This window comes from Fibrobacter sp. UWR4, from assembly GCF_003149045.1.
Taxonomy (GTDB): domain Bacteria; phylum Fibrobacterota; class Fibrobacteria; order Fibrobacterales; family Fibrobacteraceae; genus Fibrobacter.
The window spans coordinates 151,669-165,392 of the sequence record NZ_QGDU01000001.1 but is presented as its reverse complement, the minus strand read 5'-3'; the positions used below and the strand labels follow the sequence as shown (position 1 = coordinate 165,392).

15 protein-coding genes and 1 tRNA gene are annotated in these 13,724 nt (G+C 47.0%); 5 read left to right on the top strand and 11 right to left on the bottom strand.

Annotated elements, in window-relative coordinates; translation table 11 throughout:
• Positions 1-20 precede the first annotated feature (20 nt).
• The 3 genes from BGX12_RS00760 to BGX12_RS00750 form a co-directional block, all read right to left on the bottom strand.
• Positions 21-764 carry an amino acid ABC transporter ATP-binding protein gene (locus BGX12_RS00760; protein ID WP_109734182.1) on the bottom strand — a complete coding sequence of 248 codons (744 nt, stop codon included), beginning with the start codon at positions 762-764 and terminating at the stop codon, positions 21-23.
• 10 nt (positions 765-774) lie between these two features.
• A complete protein-coding gene (locus BGX12_RS00755; RefSeq protein WP_158278125.1) occupies positions 775-2,997 on the bottom strand; it encodes an ABC transporter permease subunit in 2,223 nt (740 codons plus the stop codon).
• 88 nt (positions 2,998-3,085) lie between these two features.
• A complete protein-coding gene (locus tag BGX12_RS00750; protein WP_146196207.1) occupies positions 3,086-3,466 on the bottom strand; it encodes a hypothetical protein in 381 nt (126 codons plus the stop codon).
• Between the two features lie 103 nt (positions 3,467-3,569).
• Here BGX12_RS00750 and BGX12_RS00745 point away from each other — a divergent pair, with 103 nt between their 5' ends.
• Entirely contained in the window at positions 3,570-4,049 is a 480-nt protein-coding gene (locus BGX12_RS00745; protein ID WP_109734179.1) for a Smr/MutS family protein, read from the top strand.
• An 82-nt stretch (positions 4,050-4,131) separates the two neighbouring features.
• Positions 4,132-4,205 (top strand) — tRNA-Pro (locus tag BGX12_RS00740).
• A 317-nt stretch (positions 4,206-4,522) separates the two neighbouring features.
• Here the strand turns inward: BGX12_RS00740 and BGX12_RS00730 are convergent.
• The 3 genes from BGX12_RS00730 to efp form a co-directional block, all read right to left on the bottom strand.
• Positions 4,523-5,062: a hypothetical protein gene (locus BGX12_RS00730; RefSeq protein ID WP_146196206.1), complete on the bottom strand. Its 540-nt coding sequence runs from the start codon at positions 5,060-5,062 to the stop codon at positions 4,523-4,525.
• A gap of 63 nt (positions 5,063-5,125) precedes the next feature.
• Positions 5,126-5,512, bottom strand: coding sequence for an RDD family protein (locus tag BGX12_RS00725; protein WP_109734176.1), 387 nt, complete (start codon positions 5,510-5,512; stop codon positions 5,126-5,128).
• Positions 5,513-5,680: 168 nt separating this feature from the next.
• Positions 5,681-6,247, bottom strand: coding sequence for an elongation factor P (gene efp, locus BGX12_RS00720; protein ID WP_109734175.1), 567 nt, complete (start codon positions 6,245-6,247; stop codon positions 5,681-5,683).
• 44 nt (positions 6,248-6,291) lie between these two features.
• On the opposite strand from efp, the gene BGX12_RS00715 reads away from it, so the two are divergent.
• Positions 6,292-7,266, top strand: coding sequence for a KamA family radical SAM protein (locus tag BGX12_RS00715; RefSeq protein ID WP_109734174.1), 975 nt, complete (start codon positions 6,292-6,294; stop codon positions 7,264-7,266).
• A gap of 82 nt (positions 7,267-7,348) precedes the next feature.
• Here the strand turns inward: BGX12_RS00715 and BGX12_RS00710 are convergent, their stop codons facing one another.
• Entirely contained in the window at positions 7,349-7,936 is a 588-nt protein-coding gene (locus BGX12_RS00710) for a hypothetical protein (protein ID WP_109734173.1), read from the bottom strand.
• Positions 7,937-8,071: 135 nt separating this feature from the next.
• Here BGX12_RS00710 and BGX12_RS00705 point away from each other — a divergent pair, with 135 nt between their 5' ends.
• Positions 8,072-8,743, top strand: a complete 672-nt coding sequence (locus tag BGX12_RS00705) for a hypothetical protein (RefSeq protein WP_146196205.1) — start codon at positions 8,072-8,074, stop codon at positions 8,741-8,743.
• Positions 8,744-8,766: 23 nt separating this feature from the next.
• Here BGX12_RS00705 and BGX12_RS00700 read toward each other — a convergent pair whose 3' ends face one another.
• From BGX12_RS00700 to BGX12_RS00685, 4 genes are all read right to left on the bottom strand, one after another.
• Positions 8,767-9,666 carry an FISUMP domain-containing protein gene (locus BGX12_RS00700; protein ID WP_158278124.1) on the bottom strand — a complete coding sequence of 300 codons (900 nt, stop codon included), beginning with the start codon at positions 9,664-9,666 and terminating at the stop codon, positions 8,767-8,769.
• A 23-nt stretch (positions 9,667-9,689) separates the two neighbouring features.
• Entirely contained in the window at positions 9,690-10,634 is a 945-nt protein-coding gene (locus tag BGX12_RS00695) for an FISUMP domain-containing protein (protein WP_158278123.1), read from the bottom strand.
• Between the two features lie 34 nt (positions 10,635-10,668).
• A complete protein-coding gene (locus BGX12_RS00690; RefSeq protein ID WP_109734169.1) occupies positions 10,669-11,256 on the bottom strand; it encodes a hypothetical protein in 588 nt (195 codons plus the stop codon).
• Positions 11,257-11,458: 202 nt separating this feature from the next.
• Positions 11,459-12,700, bottom strand: a complete 1,242-nt coding sequence (locus tag BGX12_RS00685; RefSeq protein ID WP_146196204.1) for a hypothetical protein — start codon at positions 12,698-12,700, stop codon at positions 11,459-11,461.
• 207 nt (positions 12,701-12,907) lie between these two features.
• Here BGX12_RS00685 and BGX12_RS00680 point away from each other — a divergent pair, with 207 nt between their 5' ends.
• The gene (locus BGX12_RS00680) at positions 12,908-13,723 is read left to right on the top strand and encodes a TIGR02147 family protein (RefSeq protein ID WP_109734167.1); all 816 of its coding nucleotides are present in this window, start codon (positions 12,908-12,910) and stop codon (positions 13,721-13,723) included.
• Position 13,724 lies beyond the last annotated feature (1 nt).

The following is a 13,724-nucleotide window of genomic DNA, read 5'->3' as shown; positions in this document are numbered from 1 at the left end:
ATTTTAACGCGCGGCCCTTTTTATTTCTTGATGGCAGCCAGGAAGTCCTTCAAGCGTTCATCCTTGGGATTGTCAAAGATTTCTGCGGGAGTTCCCTGTTCCTTGATGACGCCATCGGCAAAGAACAGCACGCGGTTCGCCACTTCACGGGCAAAGCCCATTTCGTGAGTCACCACCAGCATGGTCATGCCGGACTGTGCAAGGTCCTTCATAATCTTCAGTACTTCGCCCACCATTTCAGGGTCCAGAGCGCTGGTGGGTTCATCAAACAGGATTGCCTCGGGATTCATAGCCGTGGCGCGGGCAATAGCCACACGCTGCTGCTGACCACCGGAAAGTTGAGCCGGGTAATGGTCGGCACGGTCTTCCAGACCTACACGCTTCAAAAGTTCCAGGGCACGCTTATGACCTTCCGCCTTGCTCAACAAGCCAAGCTTCACCGGAGCGAACATGATGTTTTCCAGCGCAGTCATGTTCTTGAACAAATTAAACTGCTGGAACACCATTCCCACGCGGGCACGAATCGCGGGCTTGGAAACCTTTTTATCCAGAATGCTCTTGCCGTCCAGCAGAATGTCACCGCTGGTGGGCTTTTCCAAAAGATTCAACTGACGAAGGAAGGTGGACTTACCGCAACCAGAAGGTCCGATAATGGCCACCACGTCACCCTTGTGGAATTCCACATTGATGTTCTTCAAGATCTGCTTGTCACCGTAGGACTTGCAGAGGTTCTTCACTTCAATCATTACTAGCTTTTCACTCATGACATCCTCCTTAACGCTCGTTCTTCTTCAGTTTCTTTTCAAGACGAGCCACGCAGGTAGAAAGGCCTGCCACAATGATGAAGTAAACAATAGCCACAGAAATCAACGGGAACATGGCTTCGTAGGTAAGGCTTCGGATAATATCGCCACCGCGGGTCAAATCGGTAAGGCCGATGTAGCCGCAAATAGAAGTTTCCTTGATGAGAGAGATAAATTCGTTGGTGAGCGCCGGCAAGGAGTTCTTGAAAGCCTGGGGGTAAACCACATGAAGCATCACCGTCTTGAACTTCAGGCCAAGGCTACGGCCAGCTTCAATCTGACCCGGATCCACCGCCTTGATACCGCCGCGGATAATTTCAGAAACGTAGGCGCCGGAATTAATACCGAAGGCAATAATGGCCACAAGCAGCTTATTGATATTCACAGAAGAGAACACGATGTAGTAGATGATCAACAACTGTACCATCATCGGGGTTCCGCGAATGACGGCAAGGTAAGCCTTGCAAATCCAGTTGGCGATTTTGTACTTGCCATTGAATTCATGGTTTACGCGGACCATAGCCACCAGGAAGCCAATCAGGATGCCCAGAGCGGCGGCGCACAAGGCAATAATCAAGGTGTTGCGGAGACCTTCGGCAATGTACTTCCAGCGGTTATCCTTGATGAAGTTCTTATGGAACTTTTCTCCAAAGGATTCTTCAGAAGCTTCCTTCATGCCCGTACGGACCAGAACCACCACGCGATTGTCCACCAGCTTGTCGGTGAAGTTAATGGACTTCTTCCGTTCTTCCGTAACGGTAAAGCCAGAAAGGCCAAGGTCGGCCTTGCCGGAACTGACAGCGTTAATCACAGCGTCAAATTCAATGTCCTGGATTTCCAGCACACGACCCATCTTGTCGGCCAGGTAGTAAGCCAGTTCAATTTCCAGACCAACGATAAATTCGCCTTCGTGATATTCGTAGGGCGGGAACTGAGCGTTGGTGGCCAGCACCAGATGGGGACCTTCCTTCACCTTCTGGGCGTAATGGTAGGAACCTGTACCGTTGATGTAAGTGTTCATCAGGGAATCAAAGATTCCGTTCTCGTGCATTTCCTTCAACACCAGGTTGAAAGTATCCAGCAGGCCTTCGTTACCCTTGGCAATGACACCTGCGTAAGTTTCTTCCACGAAGGCTTCGTCCAAAACACGAAGAGTCGGATTCTGCTTCACAAAGTAAATTGCCGGCTGGTCATCCAAAAGAACAGCGTCAATCTTGCCCTGCTTCAGAGCCTGGACAGCGTCAGCCAACTTGGTGTAACGTTCCACATCAATCTTGTTGGTATCGCCACCATACTCGCTGGCGTAAATGTCGGCGGTGTTACCAATCTGGACCCCCACCTTCTTCTTGCCAAGGTCACTAACAGCAAAAACCTTGTTGTCCAGTTCGTCAGCCTTGATGTCGCTACGAACCATGACCACCACCTTGTTGTCCACCAGCTTGTCGGTGAAGTTAATGGACTTCTTCCGTTCTTCCGTAACAGTAAAGCCAGACAGGCCCAAATCAGCCTTGCCGGAACTTACGGCGTTAATCACAGCGTCAAATTCAATGTCCTGGATTTCCAGCACGCGGCCCATCTTGTCGGCCAGGTAGTAAGCCAGTTCAATTTCCAGACCAACGATAAATTCGCCTTCGTGATATTCGTAGGGCGGGAACTGAGCGTTGGTAGCCAGAACAAGCTTCGGGCCTTCCTTCACCTTCTGAGCATAATGGTAGGAACCTGTACCGTTGATGTAAGTGTTCATCAGGGAATCAAAGATTCCGTTCTCGTGCATTTCCTTCAACACCAGGTTGAAAGTATCCAGCAGGCCTTCGTTACCCTTGGCAATGACACCTGCGTAAGTTTCTTCCACGAAGGCTTCGTCCAAAACACGAAGAGTCGGATTCTGCTTCACAAAGTAAATTGCCGGCTGGTCATCCAGAAGAACAGCATCAATCTTGCCCTGCTTCAGAGCCTGGACAGCGTCGGCCAACTTGGTGTAGCGTTCCACATCAATCTTGTTGGTATCGCCAACATACTCGCTGGCGTAAATGTCGGCGGTGTTACCAATCTGGACCCCAACCTTCTTCTTGCCAAGGTCACTAACCTTGTGAACCTTGTTTGCCAGAGGATCACCTTCATTACAGCCCACAAAGACCGTAGCGGAAAGAGCCAAGGCAACAGCCACAACCATCTTAAAAATGTTACGAACCATGCTGAGATTCCTGTTGAAAAATATGGAGTAAAATATAGGTATATCACCATCCATTTTTTTTAGGGAAGCCAAGAACATCAAATGATTATCATTTCAAATCATCAAGAATTACAGATCCGTTTTCCATACGAGCCTTAACACGATGTTTACCGATAAATTCATTTTCCTGAAAAGAATACGTATACCATCCGTCATCATCCAACTTAATATCCAGAATCTTCCAAGTCCAGACATCATTGGCCCCTTCCCGAAAATTCCATACTGCATAACAAGGGCCATTATCACATTCGTAATCATAGTCCGCTTCCAGTTTTTTCAACAAATTACCAGAGCAATGGGCCGTCAAAAAAGGATAACTTTCAAATTTGTTTTTTTCCAGCATATCCCTCAAAAATTCAATAATAAGGTCAGACTCATCTGCATGAGCCATGCCGCACATAGCCAATCCCAAGCAAATCCTTTTTAACATGAATCGCTCCCTAGAAACGCAATCTTTATAGAAAAAATAGGAAAACTATTTTACCTAGAACGTTTTTTTCTAAATTAGCGCCGTTAATTCGGAAGAGGTGTTTATGGCAGCAGAATTGAACGAAGAAGAAAGCTTCCAATTGGAATGGATAATGAACCATCGTATGGAAGACAAGGACAAGGCTCGCCAGCAAGCAGAAGAAGCCGAGGCAGCAGCCCGCCCCCAGACCCGTGGCCCCCGTGGCAAGAAAATGCGTCGCAGTCCCTCCAGCTGGGACCTGCCCGTTCCCGAAGACGAAATTGACCTTCACGGCTACACCTCAGAAGAGGCCGCAGCCGCAGTGGAACGCCGCATCGATGACCTTCTGATCGCAGGTTTAAGCGTTCTCCGCGTCATTCACGGTGGCGGAAACCCGGAATACGGCAACGTGAAACACATTATCGACCGTAAGGCCCGTACCGAATGGAGCAACCGCATTACCCTCTACAAAGTTGAGCCCGATAACGCCGGTTCCAGCATCATGAAATTGGGAAAACCAGGCCCCAAACTCAATTCCAAGGGCAAACCCAGGGCAAAGAAATAGACAAAAAGCAAAATTTTTCATTTTTTTGTCACTATCCCCTTTAAAAACGACCGATTTTTATCTATAATTGGTCTCACAAAAACGGAATATAGCTCAGTCTGGTAGAGCGCTTGCTTCGGGAGCAAGAGGTCGTGAGTTCGAATCTCGCTATTCCGATACAAAAGAAAACCACCCAACAGGGTGGTTTTCTTTTTGTTTGTGTAAGTTGAGATGCGAAAACTCGCGACCGGAGGTCGTGAGTTTGAGTACCGTGCAAGGTGAGTGTCGCGGAAAAATGCTCGCATTTTTCCATGACCGAGCCGCAGCCGGTGACGCCCGTAGGGCGTCCATCTCGCAAAGTTCCACCGCGGACGCAGTGAGTTCGGCTGCGAGCAAGCCGAGCGCAGCGCCGAGGAGCTCGCTCATCGGCATTGCCGAGGCGTAGCCGCAGAGGCCACATAGTGGCCTCATCTCGCGAAGCTCCCCCGAACAACCTAATTCCCGCCAGACGATTCTAAAACAGAATGTCTTTTCTGGTAGTCATACATCTGTTGCTTGTAGGAATTTGCCCAAACCCCGTACGACCTGCCAACAGTTCCAAACGAGAATTGGAAAATACTAGCAGCAAAGCCGGCCCCCAAGGCCCCATAGCCACCCTTAGTCAATAAATCATGGCTTCCAACACCACCCAAACCAGCAGCTAACATGCCTGCACCCAACGCATACAAGCCAAAGGACGTCCACATGGCAATACTGGAATATCGCTTAAAATCGCTAGCTTTTTGCGCATTATACTGATAGCCCTTCATGTATATATTGAGACTATCCACAGGAGACGTTTGCGCCTCATTCCAATTTATAACAGGATCCTGCGTCTCCCCCACAAAAGGAGGCTCCACACTATCCGCAGGTGCGGCGACAGAAACCGTCTCATTAGACGCCTCGCCAGAAATAACCATTCCCTCAGGAACAAGCTGAGCCTGGGCAGCCCCGAAAGCCAACAGCAGAATCAAACCCCAAAATAATCTTCTCATAGACTTAAACATACAAAATATCCAACTAAAAGAAAAAGCCTGGCACACGCCAGACTTTTACCATTATCTCTCCACAAGTTCAGTTCCAGAGAACATGTCTCCGAGACGCTTGCCTTTTACAATATAAACCAGCGCTTCAATCCAACCGAGCAGCCAGAAGACATTACGGCTTACTCGTTGCACCACGGTAGCATCCCCCTTAGTCTTGGCATCAATCACCTTCAGTTTCATGATGCGCTTGCCAATACTCCCCTTTTTAGGAATATCGCGAACCACCATGTAAATCATGGCTACCATCGCAGCAGCAAACGCATTGAACATGACAAGTTTTGAGTCCATGGCCCGTCCCGAAAGAACCGGTTTCATAGCCATAAAATAAAACGGCACCGTATAAATCGCAGCCGTAATAATAAAGTCGATTGCAAAAGCAACCAGCTTCTTATCTTTCATTGTCTCCACCTTTTTTAAAACCCAACCCAAAGGTAGAAAAAATGCAGACAAAATAAAAGACCCCTAGTTTTTCACTAGAAGTCTTTTATTCAACAAAGAATTATCCTTCAAGTACGCGCTTCTATCCAGCGTAAGAGCTAAGTAGTCACACGTTCTTGTCTGGACGAATTACTTAGCTCTTTCGAGATAAGAACCGTCGCGAGTATCGACGCGGATCTTGGTGTTGTTTTCGATGAACAGCGGAATCATCACCTTAGCGCCAGTTTCAACGGTGCATTCACGGAGAACGTTACCGCTGGTGTTACCCTGGACAGCCGGAGGAGCGTCAATGATCATGAGGTCGACGAAGGTCGGCGGAATGACTTCGATAGCCTTTCCATCCCACCAGGTCACTTCAACAGTAGCACCGTCGAGGAGCCACATTTCAGCGCCGTTCAGGTTTTCCTTGGGGATTTCCACCATTTCCATGGTTTCGGAATCCATGAAGAACCAGTTGGTGCCATCATTGTAGCTGTAGGTCATTTCGCCGTAAGTAACATCGGCTTCTTCGACGGTATCACCGCTCTTCCAAGTACGTTCGAGAGTACGGCCGGTAACCAGGTTCTTGATACGAACGCGGTTGAAAGCCTGGCCCTTACCCGGCTTCACGAACTGGTTTTCAATGATTTCATACGGCTGACCGTCAACCATAATCTTAAGCTTCTTACGGAATTCGTTGGTGCTTACAGTACCCATATTATCCTCTTTTTGATATTTATGTTGCTAAATTTAGTAATATAATGGAAAACCCCACGCTCGTATTCACGCAAATTTCCGACTTTTTGGAGTATTTAGGCCCCGATTTTAGGGCTTTGATTGCAAATACCCCCTATTTAGCCAACACGGACCTGGCCCCCACGTTCCCTTTCTGCTGTTCCAGGCACTATGCAGACCTGATCAAGCAGGCAAAGAACCCGGCAGCCCTTTTGCGTGAAGTTCTCCCCACAAAGGAAGAATACCTGGATGTTCCCGGTTTTACCGACGACCCAGTTGGCGATATTCCCGCAGGCAAGAACGAATGCGTCATCCAGAAATACGAGAAACGCGCCCTCATCATGACAACCGCCACCTGTGGTGTCCGCTGCAGGTTCTGCTTCCGTAGGAACTACCCCTTCCAGAATACACCGGGCATCGACGTCATGGTGGGCAGCTGGCTGGACACCCATTCCGACGTGTGGGAAGTGATCTTGTCCGGAGGTGACCCCCTGACACTCGCTCCCGCCAAATTGGAGAGCCTTATCGAGGCCATCGGGGACCACAGTTCCGTTACCACACTTCGCATACACACCCGACTGCCCGTCATGCGCCCGGACCTGGTCCAGCAGCACATGGAACTCCTAAAAGAACTGCCTGCCCGCTTCGACTGCGTACTGGTCTCTCACGTAGACCATCCCGACGAGCTGGACGAAGAAAGCCAGATTATTTTTGGCCAGCTGAAATTTGCTGGCTGGACGCTTCTCAACCAGAGTGTCCTCCTGAAGGGCGTGAACGAAGACGCAGACACCATGACAAAGCTTTGTCGCAAACTTTTCCAGCAGGGAGTCCTCCCCTACTACATCCACCAGCTGGATCACGCCAAGGGCGTTGCCCACTACGAAATCAGCGATGACCAGGCAAAAGCCCTGGTTGCAGAAATCCGCACAAAACTTCCCGGCTATCTGGTTCCCCGCCTAGTTCGCGAAATCGCCGGCGAAAAAAGCAAGACGCCGGTGTAAAACCGACGTCTGATTTTCTAACTCGAACTAAAAAATCATTAGTTTATCTATTATTGTTTCAAAAATTCACAACCCAAAAATTCTAGAATCTAAAGCTCACGCCGCCCGAATAAAGACCTCGGTAACCAACACCCGCTTCTGCGTAAAAACCCACCGTGCCTACATATTCAATGCCAATGGGGCTGAACTGGAAATTCGGCAGTCCAAAGCCAACCTCATAATCGTCCACCTTTGTAATCTCCAGGACTCCGCCTAAACCTAGACGAGAGTATATCTGCACATGGTCAAGAAAACTAACCCAGTCCACCTTTGATTCCACAGCCAGGTGAACAATATGGTTATCCTTGATGTCGGCGTATTTCAAATAGCCTTTCTCGTTATGGTAGGGGTGAACCTTGGAGGCGTAATATTCGTAGCCGGTGGCAAAGCCAAGTTCCAACATTTTTGCGAGCTGGTAACGGGCGCCGAGGTTCACCACAATGCAATTGGTGCCACCATCAATTTCATCCTGCACTTCTTCGCTGTCGAAGTCTCTCATTCCCAGACCAAGGTCCGTAAACGTAGACCAAAAGGCAAAACCGCCACCCACATCCACAATCCACTTGTGTTTATTTTCTTCTGCGGCGGCAAGTGTGCAGCAAAGGCAAATTAAGAGAATAATCTTTTTCATACTAAGAATTTATAAAATGCATTCTCCACGAGAAGGAACTTTTATTGCGTTTTTTGAACTATTCCTTGATAAAACGGGAAGTTTAGTAATATAATGGAACAAGCATTTCCCGTATTCACGCAAATATCCGACTTTTTGGATTATTTAGGCCCCGATTTTGCAGATTTGATCGCCAAAACGCATTATCTTGTAAACTTGGACCTCGCCCCCTCGTTCCCCTTTCTCTGTTCCAGGCATTATGCCGACCTAATCAAGAATGCAAAGGAACCGGCAGCACTACTGCGAGAAGTTCTCCCCACCAAGGACGAATACCAGGACGTTCCTGGCTTCGTGGACGACCCTGTCGTCGACCTGCCCGCAGGCAAATGTGAATGCGTCATCCAGAAATATGACCAGCGCGCCCTGATTGTCACCACTGCCGCCTGCGGTGTGCGCTGCAGGTTCTGCTTCCGTAGAAACTACCCCTTCCAGAACACCCCCGACATAGACACTCAGGTCGGAAGCTGGCTGGACACACACTCCGACATTTGGGAAGTAATCCTTTCCGGCGGCGACCCCCTGACACTCGCTCCCGCCAAATTGGAGAGCCTTATCGAGGCCATCGGGGACCACAGTTCCGTTACCACACTTCGCATACACACCCGACTGCCCGTCATGCGTCCGGACCTAGTCCAGCAGCACATGGATTTCCTCAAGGAATTGCCCGCCCGTTTTGACTGCGTACTGGTAAGCCATGTGGACCATCCCGACGAACTGGATGAAGAAAATTTCCTGATTCAAGCTAAAGAAGAATTAGTTTATACATAAAGTATCGTTTAATAATATTCTTCTCATTCAAAATCCTTTATACAACGGACGGATATTCGCCAATTAGGATTTGCAGACTCGTCATCGAAGAAATTGTCACCCCAAAAATCCATAACCCAGGATTCTGCCACAATTTTACCACGGTAGTTATCATTTGACCAAAAACGGGTTAACTGTCCTAGAAGATAAAGTTCGTCGGATTTTTCTAAATAACTACCAGCAGGAACGGCTTTGAATCCGTAGCGGTTCGTTCCAACAAGCGCATCTTCGTTCCCCTGAACAATGTTTGTACTGGGCTTAAGATATTCGCTCCAGAGGCTATCCGTTTTCAAGCTGGCCCCTACATTTTCACAACCATTATCCTCGGTAACAAATAACCACATTTCCTTCCATTCTTCAGAAGTAGGAATGTGAAATCCTTCGGGGCAGGCTGTCTGAGCATCCTTCCAGGTATAATAGCGACCCACTACGTTAAACAGCTCACCATCGGGAGCAATGGATTTTTCCGTCTTGAAACGGAGATTCTCGGCAAACCATGTCTGCGAACCAATCCTTGTCAACCGATAAACATAACCATCCCGAGGATCAGTGAAGAATTCGTATTCAAACGGCTTTATGGGCGGTTTTTCTTCACAAAGAATTTCTGTTGATGAAAGCCACTGATGCTCGCTGCAGTAATAGTCTGCATTTTCACTTGCAACAAAGGTTGGAACGTCATCCTTTCCGATATAGTCACAAGGTGGTAAATCGCCCAACGTGGCAACAGTATCGACTACGGGATCGTAAAGGCAATCATCGTCACATTCTAAGCCATCGTCTGTACCATAGGCACAGGCAATATGCTGCACCGACCAGAAGCAAGCCAACACACCCGAAAACACCTTAGACTTGTCCGTCCAAAAAAACGCCGTAACAAAGGCCATTAGTTTTCGGATGATATTTCTAATCATGTGTTTTTTACGCACCTTACGGAGAAGCCATAATTCTTAACATGGGATTCGATTATAAGGGAATTGCTTTTTATCATCAGGCAGGAACCGTCTTCATTCCAGAAGTTCGTTTCGTCCCCCAGCCCATAGAAAGAATCACTGTTGTACTTTTTGGTTCCTGCGGGATAAGCGGAGAAATCAAAGTCACCTGCAGCATCAACACCAGACCATCCTGTAGAAGAAATCAGGTAAGGCACACCATCCTTCCATTCTTTCGAACCACCATCACCAAGGACTTTGTCTAAAAGCTCATTCCAGTCATCTTCCGAGGGAAGCCTCCACCCTGCAGGGCAGGCACTCTTTGCGGCATCAAAAGTATATAGGCGGCCATATTCTGCGCATTTATCAAGATCACCGTTATAGCACCAGGATTTACCGACCAGTTCAGGAACAGCGGCGCTATCCCCAAAATTCAAGTTCTCGCTCATCCAGGTTTTCGTCCCAATTTCTACCGTCTTATACTTGGCTCCGTCACGAGAATCCGTGAAGACTCCGTACTCCACTTTATCTGTAGAACTTACGGGATCTTTCTTATCGAACCACAAGGTATCGCTCTCGCAAACCAAGGTATAGACCTTGCCATCCAGAATTTTGAAAGAGCAACCGGAATCAGCCTCAAACACATAGACAGAATCCATGATGACTACCGTATCCTTCTCATCGGCAAAAGTCATGCGAACCCAGTTATGATCATTGCAAAAGAAGATCGCCGCCGAGTCCGTCACAAAAACGGTTTCGCCAAAAATATCCGGAGAACATACGCCAAGTTTTTCACCAGCGTCCAGCTTTCCAACAGTCTGATTTAGTTCAGTTATATATGAAATTTTATCGCCGCCACAAGCTATAAGCATGGAAAAGCTTAAAGCAGCAAAGCATCCAAACATCCATTTTGAATAATTCATCAAAGAAACCATCCTTTTGTGAAATTCAAATTTATCAGAATCTAAAGCTCACGCCGCCCGAATAAAGACCTCGGTAACCAACACCCGCTTCTGCGTAAAAACCCACCGTGCCTACATATTCAATGCCAATGGGGCTGAACTGGAAATTCGGCAGTCCAAAGCCAACCTCATAATCGTCCACCTTTGAAATTTCCAGGACTCCGCCTAAACCTAGACGAGAGTATATCTGCACATGGTCAAGAAAACTAACCCAGTCCACCTTCGATTCCACAGCCAGGTGAACAATATGGTTATCCTTGATGTCGGCGTATTTCAAATAGCCTTTCTCGTTATGGTAAGGGTGCACCTTGGAGGCGTAATATTCGTAGCCGGTGGCAAAGCCAAGTTCCAACATTTTTACGAGCTGGTAACGAGCACCGAGGTTCACCACAATGCAATTGGTGCCACCATCAATTTCATCCTGCACTTCTTCGCTGTCGAAGTTTCTCATTCCTAGACTAAAGTCCGTAAACGTGGACCAAAAGGCAAAACCACCACCCACATCCACAATCCACTTATGTTTATTTTCTTCTGCAGCGGCAAGTGCGCAGCAAAGGCAAATTAGGAGAACGATCTTTTTCATACTTGAACTATTCCTTGTTAAAACGGGAAAAAAAATTCTTTCTATATGATTCATAGCGTATTATATGGATTTTACGCATCAAATTAGATTCCATATATGACAAACATATATTTTTCAAATTCTTTCGACAACCTAGTAGGTGTATTTTAACAACAAATCAATAAATTAAAGACCATCTAGAGTTTAGACACGAAAAAACTTCTTATTCCACACAATAGTTTTTCAGTTCCAGCGCGCGTTCGTACAAGTAACGCCTTGCAGAAACAGAAGGCACAAAGTTTCTATCGCAGGTCCAATATCTGATGTCATCACTCTGCAGATGTTCTGTCAATACTCCCTCGTTTTCTGCACATTGACTACTAAATTTCGGGACATATTCTTCATCAATTGATTCGTGGTGATGGGAGAAAATTACAAGGCGTTCCACAGAATTTACGGACGGTCCTTTCATGAACAAATATTGTTGGAAAGTAACTATATCAAATCCATCCGTAACATCATAAACAAGAGCAATTTGTGGTTCGTTCACATAAACAACACACGAGCGCCAACCATCCGCGCTATAGTATTCATGAACAATGGTTCGTTCTTCTGTAAAGTCAATTTCATACCAAAGCACTCCGCGATTATCTCGACGAGCAAAGGAATCGACCTTTACATCAGGCTTATACGACTCAAGAATTTGTTGCGGAGCCATGGAGTTTTCCTCTGCGTAAATTTCTTCCATAGAATATGATCTTGAAGAAGAACTGTAGGGTTCCTTTTCTTCATAAAATAATTCCTCACTGGAGGAACTTTCCATCGGTTCATATCCGCTGGAAGCGCCGGAAGATCCTGTATTGGGAAGTACGGCGGATTCAAAATGTCCAGACGTCGGTTTCCCAGAATTCGCGCCAGCCAACTTGTCGCAAGCAGAAACAAAGCGTCTTTCAAATTCAGAAAGTTCATGATCGAAATTACGTTCGCCAGTCCGTTCTACGCGACACAAAACATCAAAGGATTTTTCACTGCAGTTTTCATTTTCATCCAGCAAGATTGCATCGTCAGCAAAGCATTCCTCAGAAACATCCTTCCATAGGGAATTGCACATGTCGTAAGACGCAACCGACTGGGCACTTGAATAAGTAAGCACGCCCCTGCCTACAATTTTAAACGCAGCAGTAAAGACGATTTCACCCACGGTACATGTACCTTGCGCACCCTGTTCTTCTTGATAAACACGCACAACTGTTCTACCGAGAAGATTTTCGCTAGACGGTTTTGTGGTGAAGATGATCTCATGAACTTCTGAAGAACTTTGCGGCACCACCGCCACAGAACTAGACGATTCAATCTCGCCAATCGTATTGGGTTCCGTGGCATTGCCCGCCGTTTCCTTTTCGGAGCAGCCAAACGCTACAAAAAACAAGGCTATCGTTAAAACCAGTGAATAAAAAATCTTCATACCCTAAATTTAGGCTTTTTGAGTACATTAAACACGGCTGTAGCTCGCTCATTCTTCGCCTTCTTTACCCCACTGGCATTTTCCACCTTCTATATGATTCATTGTGAATCATATAGAAAAACGTTTTTCAAGAATTTATTCCAAAGTCAATTTCACTACACATTTTCAAAATCCGAATTGACAAATCAAAAAACTATATTCAAATACATGAAACCCATCTTTGGATACAGTGACTATCGAGATTTCATCAGGGATTATTTTGAGGAACGCAAGAAACATTCCGCTTTCTCCTGGCGTGAATTCAACAGATTAGCAGGATTTGCCTCCCCCAACTACCTGAAGCTTGTTTGCGACGGAAAAAGCAAGCTAAGCAAGAAAAGGGCGGGATTCGTTGCAGCCGTAATGAATTTGTCCGCCAGCGAACAGGAATTCTTTGAGCTGATGGTCGCCATCGACAACACCACTAATGAAGCTCATCGGAAAACATTGACTTTAGAATTGCGCAAAAAGGCACGCAAGTCAAAAGCCCGCATTATCGATGCCGATGCCTACGTTTTTTACGAATCCTGGAAGTACCCAGTCCTTCGCGAATTGGTTCCCTTGATGCCTGGAGCAAGTTCTAAGAAAATCGCAGATGCCTGCCACGAAAAAATTTGCGCTGAGGATGTTGAAAATACTCTGCAATTTTTGGTGAAAGCCGGCTTCCTGGAAAAGGATAATAAGGGACGCTATACGCAAACCGATGCAAATGTGACCGGTTCCAAGGAAAGTCTCCCCCGCGCCATACGCGAAATGCAGCGTCAAATGGCAGCTCTCGCCGAAAAGGCCATCGGCAAGTTTTCAAAGGACGAACGCCACTTTCTAGGAATCACCTGCGGCTGCGACGAGGAAACCTACAAGAAAGTAACCGCCGAACTAGAGGATTGCCGCGACCGAATCACAGCCATCACTTCCGCCGCCAAGAACATCAACCAGGTTTTCCGAATCAACCTGCAGATGTTCCCCCTGACGAAAAAAGTGTAGG

What these genes read in the sequence shown, in the direction of transcription:
- BGX12_RS00760 (WP_109734182.1), bottom strand. Translation starts at nt 764, where the DNA reads ATGAGTGAAAAGCTAGTAATGATTGAAGTGAAGAACCTCTGCAAGTCC.
- BGX12_RS00755 (WP_158278125.1), bottom strand. Translation starts at nt 2,997, where the DNA reads ATGGTTCGTAACATTTTTAAGATGGTTGTGGCTGTTGCCTTGGCTCTT.
- BGX12_RS00750 (WP_146196207.1), bottom strand. Translation starts at nt 3,466, where the DNA reads ATGTTAAAAAGGATTTGCTTGGGATTGGCTATGTGCGGCATGGCTCAT.
- BGX12_RS00745 (WP_109734179.1), top strand. Translation starts at nt 3,570, where the DNA reads ATGGCAGCAGAATTGAACGAAGAAGAAAGCTTCCAATTGGAATGGATA.
- BGX12_RS00730 (WP_146196206.1), bottom strand. Translation starts at nt 5,062, where the DNA reads ATGAGAAGATTATTTTGGGGTTTGATTCTGCTGTTGGCTTTCGGGGCT.
- BGX12_RS00725 (WP_109734176.1), bottom strand. Translation starts at nt 5,512, where the DNA reads ATGAAAGATAAGAAGCTGGTTGCTTTTGCAATCGACTTTATTATTACG.
- efp (WP_109734175.1), bottom strand. Translation starts at nt 6,247, where the DNA reads ATGGGTACTGTAAGCACCAACGAATTCCGTAAGAAGCTTAAGATTATG.
- BGX12_RS00715 (WP_109734174.1), top strand. Translation starts at nt 6,292, where the DNA reads ATGGAAAACCCCACGCTCGTATTCACGCAAATTTCCGACTTTTTGGAG.
- BGX12_RS00710 (WP_109734173.1), bottom strand. Translation starts at nt 7,936, where the DNA reads ATGAAAAAGATTATTCTCTTAATTTGCCTTTGCTGCACACTTGCCGCC.
- BGX12_RS00700 (WP_158278124.1), bottom strand. Translation starts at nt 9,666, where the DNA reads ATGGCCTTTGTTACGGCGTTTTTTTGGACGGACAAGTCTAAGGTGTTT.
- BGX12_RS00695 (WP_158278123.1), bottom strand. Translation starts at nt 10,634, where the DNA reads ATGAATTATTCAAAATGGATGTTTGGATGCTTTGCTGCTTTAAGCTTT.
- BGX12_RS00690 (WP_109734169.1), bottom strand. Translation starts at nt 11,256, where the DNA reads ATGAAAAAGATCGTTCTCCTAATTTGCCTTTGCTGCGCACTTGCCGCT.
- BGX12_RS00685 (WP_146196204.1), bottom strand. Translation starts at nt 12,700, where the DNA reads ATGAAGATTTTTTATTCACTGGTTTTAACGATAGCCTTGTTTTTTGTA.
- BGX12_RS00680 (WP_109734167.1), top strand. Translation starts at nt 12,908, where the DNA reads ATGAAACCCATCTTTGGATACAGTGACTATCGAGATTTCATCAGGGAT.